Origin of the sequence: Pseudoxanthomonas sp. LH2527 (assembly GCF_022539275.1) — a bacterium.
Taxonomy (GTDB): Bacteria; Pseudomonadota; Gammaproteobacteria; order Xanthomonadales; family Xanthomonadaceae; genus Pseudoxanthomonas_A.
Map to the genome: position 1 here is coordinate 98,670 of NZ_JAKZBW010000002.1, position 11,502 is coordinate 110,171.

Consider the following 11,502-nt stretch of genomic DNA (forward strand, 5'->3'; position numbering starts at 1 on the left):
GGCCCCGGTGTCCCGGGGCCGCAGTGCCGTGCACTGCCGTTCGTGTCAGGGCGCGGTGAAGCTGCCCCGCACGCTGACGCCGGCGAACTTCGTCTTGCCCACCAGCGACACGTAGTACGTGCCCGCCTGCGGACTGGCGATGTTGATCACCTCGTTGTTGCCCGGCCGCGCCGACCGCAGGTCGTAGCTGGTCGCCGTGGCCGCGCTGCCGAACTTCACGTAGACATCGGCATTGCCGCTGCCGCCGTAACTGATGAACGACAGGTTGGTGGCGCCGGCCGGTACCACCAGCGCGTACTGCACCACCGCGTCCTTCGCGCCGGTGTTGCCACCGACCGCCACGTTGTTGGTCAGCGGCGTCGCGGTGGGCGGCTCGCCGCCGCCGATGACTGCCTGCACCGCAGCCGCCGCATTGACGATGCCGACGCCGATCGGCCGGTTGGCCGGCGGCGCCACCGGGAACGGACGCGCGGTCGCCTTCAGCGTGGCCAGCACCTGCGCCGGCGTCAACGGCGTCTCGGCGACGCTCTGCATCAGCGCGACCACCGCCGCCACGTGCGGCGCCGACATCGACGTGCCGCCCAGGCCGAAGTAGGTCTCGGTGGTGGGCACGGTGGTGCCCGCATTGCCGGCCGACCACACGTAACCACCCGGGTTGCCGTCGACGCTGCCGCCGCCACCCGGCGCCGAAATGTCCACGCGCGTGCCGTAGTTGGAATACGAGGCGATGCCGCCGGTGATGCGCGTCGCGCCGACGGTGATGACACCGGCGCAGTTGCCGGGCGAGAAACCGGTGACGTTGCTCGCGTCGTTGCCCGCCGCAACCACCACCGTGCTGCCGTTGGCGATGGCGATGTTGAAGGCGTTCTGTTCCGCCGCGCTGCAGGCCCCGGTACCGCCGAGGCTGAGGTTGATGACTTCCGCGGGGTTGGCATTGGCCGGCACGCCGGCGACGGTGCCGCCGGAGGCCCAGATCACCGCATCGGAAATGTCGGAGGTGTAACCGCCGCAGCGACCCAGTACGCGCGCCGGCACGATCTTGGCGTCGAACGCGCCACCGGCCATGCCCTTGGCATTGTTGCTGACCTCGGCGACGGTGCCGGCGACATGCGTGCCGTGCCAGCTGCTGTCCTGCACCGGCGAGCCGGCATAGCACTCGCCCGCGACCGGGTTCCAGTCGCCCTCGTCCTGCGGGTTGGCATCGCGCAGGTCGCCGTCGCGGGAAACGAAGGTGTCGCTGATGAAGTCGTAGCCCGGCAGGATGTTGGCATCCATGTCGCTGTGCGCGGTGATGCCGGTATCCAGCACCGCGACCACGACGCCTGCACCGGTCGCCTCGTCCCAGGCGGCCGGCAGGTTGATGCCGCCGACCGGATCCTTGAAGTGCCACTGATACTGGTTGTAGTAGGTGTCGTTGGGGACCAGGCGCGCATAGCGGCGCGCATCCACCTCGACGAACTCCACATCGGGATCGGTCGCCAACTGGCGCAGCAGGCTCTCGGCTTCCACGCGATCCAGCTTGCGCGAGGTCTTGACCAGTTCCGCACCGATGCCGAGGCGGCGCAGCTTCGCCGCACTGACGGCCTTGCCGTTCGACGGACCCAGTGCCGCGCGCGATACCGCGCCCAGCAATGAGCGCTGCAGCGTGGCGCTGCTGGTGCGCGCCGTGCTGCCATCGCGGTACTTCACGATGAAACGATCGTAGGTTTCGCCGTCGCGCAGACCGGCCTGACTGACATCGCCGGCCGATGCGGCGCCGGCGAAGGCTCCGAAAGCGACGATTGCGGCGAGTGCAGCAACGAGGGGGCGACGACGCGAACAACGGTATGAGGAATTTGAATTCACTTGACCTGCTCCATGTCTACAAGGATGAACGAACTGGTTAACGCGTTTACAACGTGCGTACTCAATGACTTGCGACTTCCCTTTCAAGCGGTGCGTGCAGGTACCCCTGTTTACCTGCCACGACACTCTTCACGCAGCGCATACACCCTCTGCACATGGCTTTAACGCCTTGTTTTCAGCTGTTTCGTCGCGCTGGGTCGAACGTAGCAAATCTCTCGCAAATTGCACAACGCGGATGTAGTGTTCGATCACACGGAGTTGTTTTGCATCATCTCGGGATGAGGGGATGGGGAATGCGGGAATTGTTTTTCGGCGAAGCGTCTTTCTGTTTCGCACCTCCACAAGCACGTCTTTTTCGCGCCGCCTCCGCGTCGTGTTTCCTGCGCCTGCGGCAGCACACCCCGGTGTTGCCGTTCGATGTCCGCACATCCTTCCCCCTCGCTTCCGTTGCTTCGTGCGACCCGGCCCTGCGTCTCCCCTGTCGCAGGCCGCGCTGTCTGTTTCCCTGAGCAGTCCGCCTCGAATCCCCGTGCCGCCTGAAGGCCCGGGTGCTGTCGTATTCCCCCGAAAACACAGAATGAAGGACGTGATCGATGAACAGGATTTACCGCAAGGTGTGGAACCCTTCCCTCGGCATGCTGGTGGTGGCCTCGGAGTTCGCGCGGCGTGCGCATGGCGTGCTGTCGTCCGGCGCGCCCGTGCGTGCGCGCCTGGGCGTGACGCTGTTGGCCACCGCGCTGCTGGCCTGCGTGTCGTCCGGCGCGGCATTCGCGCACGACAAGCAGAAAGGCAAGCCGCAGAACGACAAGCCACAGATCGGAACGGGTCCGGCCTTCTGCACGGATGCGCGCGGCAATCCCATCATCGATGGACGGCCCGGCGAGAATGCGGTGTCCTGCGGTGACGGTGTCGATGCGTCCGGCCGCCATGCGGTCGCGGTGGGCTACAAGAGCATCGCCAACAAAGCCGGCGCCACTGCGGTCGGCGGTCATGCCGAAGCCAAGGGCGTGAACGCGACCGCCGTGGGCTACGACAGCAGCGCGACCGCGCAGGGCGCGACGGCGCTGGGTAGCCAGAGCAACGCGACCGGCACGGATGCCACCGCCGTCGGCACGCAGGCCAACGCGACGGGTGCGGGCGCGAGCGCCGTGGGCACGGGCAGCAGCGCGACGGGTGCGTATGCGGGCGCGTTCGGCAGTGCGTCCTCGGCAACGGGCACGCAGTCGCTGGCCGCCGGCCACACGAGCACGGCGAGCGGCGTGGCGACCGTGGCGGTCGGCGGATTCGCCAATGCCTCGGGCGGTTTCGACACGGCGGTCGGCTATGGTTCCGAGGCCAGTGGCGGCGACAGCACTGCGCTCGGCTCCGGCTCCCTCGCCACCGGCTACAACAGCGTGGCGGTGGGCGGATCGCTGCTTGGCTTCCTGCCGACCGAAGCGTCGGGCGATTTCTCGACCGCGGTCGGCGGCGGCGCGTGGGCGCCGGGCACGAACGCGACCGCCATCGGCAACCTGGCCTCGGCCAGCGCCGACAACAGCGTGGCGCTAGGCGGCGATTCCGTCGCCGACCGCGAAGACACGGTATCGGTCGGCAGCGGCGGCAGCGAACGGCAGATCACCAACGTGGCGGCGGGCACCGAGGGCACCGATGCGGTGAACGTCGATCAGCTCAACGCCGTGGCGGAAGCCTCGGAGAACGCCACGCGCTACTTCAAGGCCAATGGCGCAAATGATGGTACGGACGATGCAGTGGCGAGCGGTGACTACGCCACCGCGTCCGGCTCTGCCGCACTGGCCGAAGGCGTGGGCGCGACCGCGACCGGCTCCGGCGCGTTTGCGTTGGCGAATGGCGCGACGGCGACCGGCTTCAACGCCACCGCCACCGGTGCGAACAGCGTCGCCAATGGTGCCGGCGCACAAGCGTCCGGCGCAGGCTCTATCGCCCTGGGCGGCCAGCGTCAGTTGTTCGACGAGAACGGCGATCCTGTGCTCGATGAAGACGGCAATCCGGTCTATGCCAGCACCGAAGCGACGGCGGACGATGCCACCGCACTTGGTGCAGGTGCGGTCGCCAGCGAGGTCGGTGCGAGTGCCGTCGGCGCGGGGGCGAATGCGTCAGGCGCCTATTCCTCCGCACTCGGCACCGAAGCCGCAGCCTCCGGCACGCAGGCGACGGCGGTCGGCTTCCGCAGCGATGCGTCGGACGATGCCGCTTCCGCCATCGGCAGCTACAGCAGCGCGTCCAACTTCGGCGCGTCCGCCTTCGGCTACGGCGCCGAGGCCAGCGGCAACAGCGCCACGGCGCTGGGCTTCGGCGCGGTGGCCAGCAACTTCGACAGCACGGCGCTGGGTTCCAATTCCATCGCGAGCGGCGACAACAGCGTCGCCGTCGGCGGTGCGTTCTTCGGCTTCATTCCGACCGAGGCCTCCGGCGACTACTCCGTGGCCGTCGGTGGTGGCGCCTACACACCGGGCGTCAACTCGGTCGCGCTGGGCAACCTTGCGACGGCCGAAGCCGACAATAGCGTCGCCATCGGTGGCGACTCCATCGCCGACCGCGAGGACAGCGTCTCGGTCGGCAGCGCCGGCAGCGAGCGGCAGATCACCAACGTGGCGGCGGGCACGGAAGGCACCGATGCCGTCAATCTCGATCAGTTGACCGCCGTCGCCGAAGCGTCCGAAGACGCCACCCGCTACTTCAAGGCGAACGGCGAAGGCGATGGCACCGACGATGCCACCGCCAATGGCGACTACGCCACGGCGTCCGGCTCGGCGGCATTCGCCGAAGGTGTCGGCGCAACGGCAACGGGCTCGGGTGCGTTTGCCCTGGCAGACGGCGCCACGGCGACCGGCTTCAACGCCACCGCAACCGGCAACAACAGCGTCGCCAACGGCAGCAGTGCCGAAGCCAGCGGGGAATCCAGCATCGCCATCGGCGGGCAGGTGGATGCCTTTGATGCCGATGGCAATCCGATCACCGTCAACACCGTGGCGTCCGGCCTGGGGGCCACGGCTGTCGGCTCGGGCAGCCTGGCGTCGGGACTCGGCAGTTCGTCGTTCGGCGTGCTCAGCGAGGCCAGCGGCGAAGCGAGTTCCGCCTTCGGTTACGGCAGCGCGGCGAGCGGTGCCTATGCCTCCAGCTTCGGCCATGCCAGCGGCGCCACCGGCGACTACAGCGTGGCCGTCGGCGGACCGGCGGACCTGATTCCCGGTTTCGGCTTCCTGGTCTACACGCAGGCCAGCGGCTTCAGTGCCGCGGCGTTCGGTGCCGGTGCGATCGCGGCCGGCGACTACAGCCTGGCGGCCGGCAGCCTGGCCGAAGCCTCCGGACTGGAAAGCACGGCGGCGGGCTTCTTCTCCTATGCGCCGGGCGACTACGCCACCGCGCTGGGTGCGGAATCCTGGGCCAGCGGCGACAACAGCACGGCGGTCGGCTTCTACAGCACGGCGCTGGGCGACAACAGCGTGGCGCTCGGCGCCAACTCGACCGCGGACCGCGACAACACGGTCTCCGTCGGTGACGTGGGCAGCGAACGGCAGGTCACCAACGTGGCGGCGGGTACCGAGGGTACGGATGCGGTCAACGTCGACCAGCTCAACGCCGTGGCGGAAGCCTCGGAGAATGCGACGCGCTACTTCAAGGCCAATGGCGCCAATGACGGCACCGACGACGCGGTGGCCAACGGTGACTACGCCACGGCATCCGGTTCTTCCGCACTGGCCGAAGGCGTGGGCGCGACCGCGACCGGCTCCGGCGCGTTCGCACTGGCGAACGGTGCGACGGCGACCGGCTTCAACGCCACCGCCACCGGTGCGAACAGCATCGCCAATGGTGCCGGCGCGCAAGCGTCCGGGGCAGGTGCGATTGCGCTGGGCGGCCAGCGTCAGCTGTTCGACGAGAACGGCGATCCCGTGCTCGATGAAGATGGCAATCCGGTCTATGCCAGCACCGAAGCGACGGCGGACGATGCCACCGCACTTGGTGCAGGTGCGGTCGCCAGCGAGGTCGGTGCGAGCGCGCTCGGCGCGGGTGCGAATGCGTCAGGCGCCTATTCCTCCGCACTCGGCACCGAAGCCGCAGCCTCCGGCACGCAGGCGACGGCGGTCGGCTTCCGCAGCGATGCGTCGGACGATGCCGCTTCCGCCATCGGCAGCTACAGCAGTGCGTCAAACTTCGGTGCCTCGGCCTTCGGCTACGGCGCCGAGGCCAGCGGCAACAGCGCCACGGCGCTGGGCTTCGGCGCGGTGGCCAGCAACTTCGACAGCACGGCACTGGGTTCCAATTCCATCGCGAGCGGCGACAACAGCGTGGCCGTCGGTGGTGCGTTCTTCGGCTTCATCCCGACCGAAGCCTCGGGCGATTACTCGGTGGCCGTCGGCGGTGGTGCCTACACACCGGGCGTCAACTCGGTCGCACTGGGCAACCTTGCGACCGCAGAAGCCGACAACAGCGTCGCCATCGGTGGCGATTCCATCGCGGACCGCGAGGACAGCGTCTCGGTCGGCAGCGCCGGCAGCGAGCGGCAGATCACCAACGTGGCAGCGGGTACCGAGGACACCGACGCGGTGAATCTGGGTCAGTTGAATGCAGTCGCGGAAGCCTCGGAGAACGCCACGCGCTACTTCAAGGCCAATGGCGCGGGCGACGGCAGCGATGATGCCACCGCCAACGGCGACTACGCCACGGCGTCCGGCTCGGCGGCATTCGCGGAGGGTGTCGGCGCAACGGCAACAGGCTCGGGGGCGTTTGCGCTGGCGAACGGCGCGACAGCGACCGGCTTCAACGCCACCGCCACCGGCGCGAACAGCGTCGCCAACGGTGCCGGTGCGCAGGCGGCTGGCGCGGGATCGGTGGCCGTTGGTGGACAGCGTCAGTTGTTCGACGAAAACGGCGATCCGCTGCTCGACGAAGACGGCAATCCCGTCTATGCCAGCACGGAAGCGACGGCCGACGACGCCACCGCCCTCGGCGCAGGCGCCATCGCCGGCGAGGTCGGTGCCAGTGCCATCGGTGCGGGCGCGAACGCGTCCGGTGCCTACGCCACCGCGCTGGGCGCGGAAGCGTCGGCGTCCGAGACGCAGTCCACCGCCGTCGGCTTCCGCAGCAGTGCGGACGGACTGGCCTCCACCACGGTGGGTGGTTACAGCAGCGCGGCGGGCGACTTCGCCTCGGCCTTCGGTTACGGCGCGGCGGCGGGCGGCAGCGGCGCCACCGCGGTGGGCGAAGGTGCGAGTGCGGGCGGCGACGAAAGCACCGCGGTCGGCGGCACCACGTTCTTCGGCCTCATCAACACGCGTGCCAGCGGCACCGGCGGTTCGGCCTTCGGCAATGGCGCCTGGGCCACCGGCGAGTACAGCACCGCGCTGGGCCACAACAGCTACGCCGACGGCGACGACAGCGTGGCGGTGGGCGTGAACTCGGTGGCGGAGGCGAGCAACAGCGTCGCGATCGGTGCCAATTCGTGGAGCGACCGCGCCGACACCGTGTCGGTCGGCGATGTCGGTGCCGAACGCCAGATCACCAACGTCGCCGCCGGTACCGAAGGCACGGATGCGGTGAACCTGGACCAGCTCAACGCCGTGGCCGAGGCCTCGGGGAATGCCACGCGCTACTTCAAGGCGAACGGCGCGGGCGACGGCAGCGATGATGCGACCGCGAGCGGCGACTACGCGACCGCCTCCGGTTCGGCCGCGCTGGCGGAAGGCACCGGTGCGACGGCGACCGGCTCCGGTGCGTTCGCTTTGGCCGACGGCGCGACCGCCACCGGCTTCAACGCCACCGCCACCGGTGCGAACAGCGTCGCCAACGGTGCCGGCGCGCAGGCCTCCGGTGCAGGTGCGATTGCGCTGGGCGGGCAACGGCAGTTGTTCGATGAGGACGGCAACCCGTTGCTGGATGAAGACGGCAACCCGGTCTACGCCAGCACGGAAGCGACGGCGGACGATGCGACGGCCGTGGGTGCGGGCGCCGTGGCCAGCGATACCGGCGCGACCGCGACCGGTGCGGGCGCCACCGCGTCCGGCGCCTATGCCACCGCCACCGGCACCGAGAGTTCGGCGTCGGGCCTGCAGGCCACCGCGAACGGTTTCCGCAGCGACGCCTCGGGCGATGGCTCGGCCGCCATCGGCAGTTACAGCAGTGCCTCCGCCTTCGCCGCATCGGCGTTCGGCTATGGCGCGGAGGCGTCGCAGGAGAGCGCCACCGCGCTGGGCTTCGGCGCCGTGGCGAGCAACTTCGACGCCACGGCGCTGGGCTCGAACGCGATCGCCAGCGGCGACAACAGCGTGGCGGTCGGTGGTGCGTTCTTCGGTTTCCTCCCGACCGAAGCCGCCGGCGACTACTCCGTGGCCGTCGGCGGTGGCGCCTACACGCCGGGCGTGAATTCAGTCGCCCTGGGCAATCTCGCCACCGCCGAAGCCGACAACAGCGTGGCCATCGGTGGCGATTCCGTCGCCGATCGCGAGGACACCGTGTCGGTCGGCAGCGCCGGCAGCGAGCGGCAGATCACCAACGTCGCGGCCGGTACCCAGGCTACCGACGCGGTGAACATGTCGCAGCTGAGCTTCGTCGCCAGTGCGCTGGGCGGCGGCGCCGGTTTCTCCGGCGGCGTGTTCATCGCGCCGAGCTACACGATCCAGGGCACGTCGTACAACAACGTGGGCGCGGCATTCACCGCCGTCGACGCCAAGCTCAACGAGCTGTACGGCATGTACAGCGGATCGAGCAGCGGCGCCACGGCGTCCGCGAGTGCCGCACCGCCGACGCAGGCCAGCCAGGGCCAGGTCGCCGGCGAGACGGGATCCGCGCACAACACAGGCGGCACGGCGTCGACGCCGACCCGCGGCACGGCGACCACCACGGATGCCGCCGGCAGCGGCGCCGTGGCCAGTGGCCAGCCTGCGGTCGCGGCACCGACCGACACCACCGCGGCAGCGGACGTGCCGGCCGCGGCGGCGTCCTACGCCGATGCCGGCGACGCCAACACGCTCAGCAGCGCACAGTCCTATACCGATCAGTCCTCGGCGAGCACGCTGGCCAGTGCGAAGGCGTACGCCGACTTCCAGGTCAAGGCGCTTGAGGACGACTTCAACGCCTTCCGCGGCGATGTGGACCGTCGCTTCTCCGAGCAGGACCGTCGTCTCGACCGGATGGGCGCGATGAGCTCGGCGATGTTGAACATGGCGATCAACGCCGCCGGCAGCCGCAGTCCGCGTGGACGGGTCGCCGTGGGCGCGGGCTGGCAGAACGGCGAGAACGCCTTGTCGGTGGGCTATTCCAAGCCGATCGGCGAGCGTGCGTCCTTCAGCATCGGCGGCGCGTTCAGTGGTGACGAGAAGTCGGCCGGCGTGGGTTTCGGTATCGACCTGTAAATCATCGGCTGCAACGAAGAAGGGCCCGGCATGGCCGGGCCCTTTCTTTTCAGGCAAACCGCCGGCTCAGTCGCAGGCCATGCGGCCCTTCGGCAACACGCGCGGATTGCCCAGCGCGAAGGCCTGGATCGGCCGCTCCCACATCTCGAACGAGGACACGCCCGGGGTGACGCCGCAGCTGCTGGCGTATTCGAACCGTTCGCCGTCTGCGGACACGTAGAGGTCGAACTTGACCGCCACCGGCAGCGTGCTGCTGACCATCAGCGTGGTCTGCGTGGCATCGCCGCTGCGCGCGGCACGCAGGTTGCCCGGCGCATCGCCGGCGGGTGCGGATGCGGTGACCTTGCCATCGAGCACCTCAATCTGCAGTGCCAGCGAAGGCGAGCCACTGCCGATGGCGAACCCGCCAGGCAGGTCGCCGCGTGCCAGCGTCTTCGGCGCAGGCTTGGCGGCCGTTGCGATCACCGGCATCGCGCACATCGCCGCCAGCAGGCATACGGTCAGCATCCTGTTCATCGCCTCACCCCTCCTCGGTCACGCGCAGCACTTCCTCGATGGTCGTCTCGCCGGACAGCGCCTTGATGATGCCGTCCTCGTACATGGTGCGCATGCCGGCGTCGCGCGCGAGCTGCTCGATCTCGCCCATGCCGGCGTGCCGCATGATCGCGCGGCGGACCTCGTCGTTCATCACCAGGAACTCGACGATGGTCGTGCGGCCCAGGTAACCCGTCGGCGCGATCGCCGAGCCGCGCGGGCGGTACAGGAAGATCTCGCCCTGCGGCTGGAAGCGGCGCAGGTGGAACTTCTCGATTTCCTCCGGCGACGCGGCGTACTTCTCCGCATGCATCGGCTCCAGCCGGCGCACCAGGCGCTGGGCGAGGATGCCGTTGATGGTGGAGGTCATCAGGTAGTCCTCCACGCCCATGTCGAGCATGCGGGTGATGCCGCCGGCCGCGTTGTTGGTGTGCAGTGTGGACAGCACCAGGTGGCCGGTCAGCGCGGACTGGATGGCGATGCGCGCGGTTTCCAGGTCGCGCATTTCGCCGATCATGATGATGTCCGGGTCCTGGCGCACGATGCTGCGCAGCGCATGGCCGAAGTCGAGCCCGATCTGCGGCTTGGCCTGGATCTGGTTGATGCCTTCGATCTGGTACTCGACCGGATCCTCGACGGTGATGATCTTGACGTCCGGCGTGTTGAGCTTGCTCAACGCGGTATACAGCGTGGTGGTCTTGCCCGACCCGGTGGGGCCGGTGACCAGCAGGATGCCGTGCGGCTGTTCCAGCACTTTCTGGAACTGCGGCAGGAAGGCGTCGGTGAAGCCGAGCTTCTTGAAATCGAACACCACCGTCTCGCGGTCGAGCAGGCGCATCACCACGCTTTCGCCATGCGCGGTGGGCACGGTGCTGACGCGCAGGTCCAGTTCCTTGCCCTGCACGCGCAGCATGATGCGGCCGTCCTGCGGCAGTCGACGCTCGGCGATGTTGAGCTTGGCCATGATCTTGACGCGGCTAATCACCGCGGCGGTGAGGTTGGCCGGCGGGCTTTCGCCCTCCTCCAGCACGCCGTCGATGCGGTAGCGCACCTTCAGGCGATTCTCGAACGGCTCGATGTGGATGTCCGACGCGCGCAGTTCGACCGCCCGCTGGATCACCAGGTTGACCAGGCGGATGACCGGCGCTTCCGAGGCCAGGTCGCGCAGGTGCTCGACATCGTCGAGGTCGGCGGTGGTCTCGCCATCGGCATTCTCGACGATGGCACCCATCGCACTGCGGCCCTGGCCGTAATAGCGTTCGATCAGGTCGCTGATCTCCGACCGCAGCGCCACCCGCGGCCGCACCGCGCGGCCGGTCGCCAGCCGCACGGCGTCGAGCGCGTAGTGGTCCTGCGGATCGGCCATCAACAGGTCGACGTGGCCCTCGCCTTCGCCCACCGGGCAGACATGGAACTGCTTGAGGAAGCGCAGCGACAGCACCACCGATTCCGGCGGCACATCCGGCGCGTCCTTGGCCACCACCAACGGCAGCTTGAGCACGTCGGCCGCGGTTTCGGCGTGATCGCGTTCGGACACAAGGCCCAGCCGCGAGAGCAACGCCAGCAGGCCGCCACCGGCCTCTTCCTGCAACCGCCGCGCCCGCGCCAGGTCGGCCTCTTTCAGCCGCCCGCGGGCCAGCAGGGCGGCGACGATGCGTTCGTCGTCGGACAGCGTGGGGTCGGATACGGCTGCGTTCACGGAGGCCTCCTGCAAGGCCCGGACTGTATCAGGTGGCGCATTCGCCCGGCGTGG

At 69.1% G+C, this 11,502-nt stretch carries 4 protein-coding genes; 1 reads left to right on the forward strand and 3 read right to left on the reverse strand.

Going from position 1 to position 11,502, the window contains the following annotated elements; translation table 11 throughout:
- Positions 1 to 45 precede the first annotated feature (45 nt).
- Positions 46 to 1,689 (reverse strand): S8 family peptidase, encoded by a 1,644-nt coding sequence (locus MMG85_RS01955; RefSeq protein ID WP_345778829.1) that lies wholly within the window; start codon positions 1,687 to 1,689, stop codon positions 46 to 48.
- 749 nt (positions 1,690 to 2,438) lie between these two features.
- Here MMG85_RS01955 and MMG85_RS01960 point away from each other — a divergent pair.
- Positions 2,439 to 9,215, forward strand: a complete 6,777-nt coding sequence (locus MMG85_RS01960) for an ESPR-type extended signal peptide-containing protein (RefSeq protein WP_241044434.1) — start codon at positions 2,439 to 2,441, stop codon at positions 9,213 to 9,215.
- Between the two features lie 66 nt (positions 9,216 to 9,281).
- On the opposite strand, the gene MMG85_RS01965 is transcribed toward MMG85_RS01960, so the two are convergent.
- Positions 9,282 to 9,731 carry a hypothetical protein gene (locus tag MMG85_RS01965; RefSeq protein WP_241044436.1) on the reverse strand — a complete coding sequence of 150 codons (450 nt, stop codon included), beginning with the start codon at positions 9,729 to 9,731 and terminating at the stop codon, positions 9,282 to 9,284.
- 4 nt (positions 9,732 to 9,735) lie between these two features.
- Positions 9,736 to 11,448: a type II secretion system ATPase GspE gene (gene gspE / locus MMG85_RS01970; protein ID WP_241044438.1), complete on the reverse strand. Its 1,713-nt coding sequence runs from the start codon at positions 11,446 to 11,448 to the stop codon at positions 9,736 to 9,738.
- Between the last annotated feature and the right edge of the window lie 54 nt (positions 11,449 to 11,502).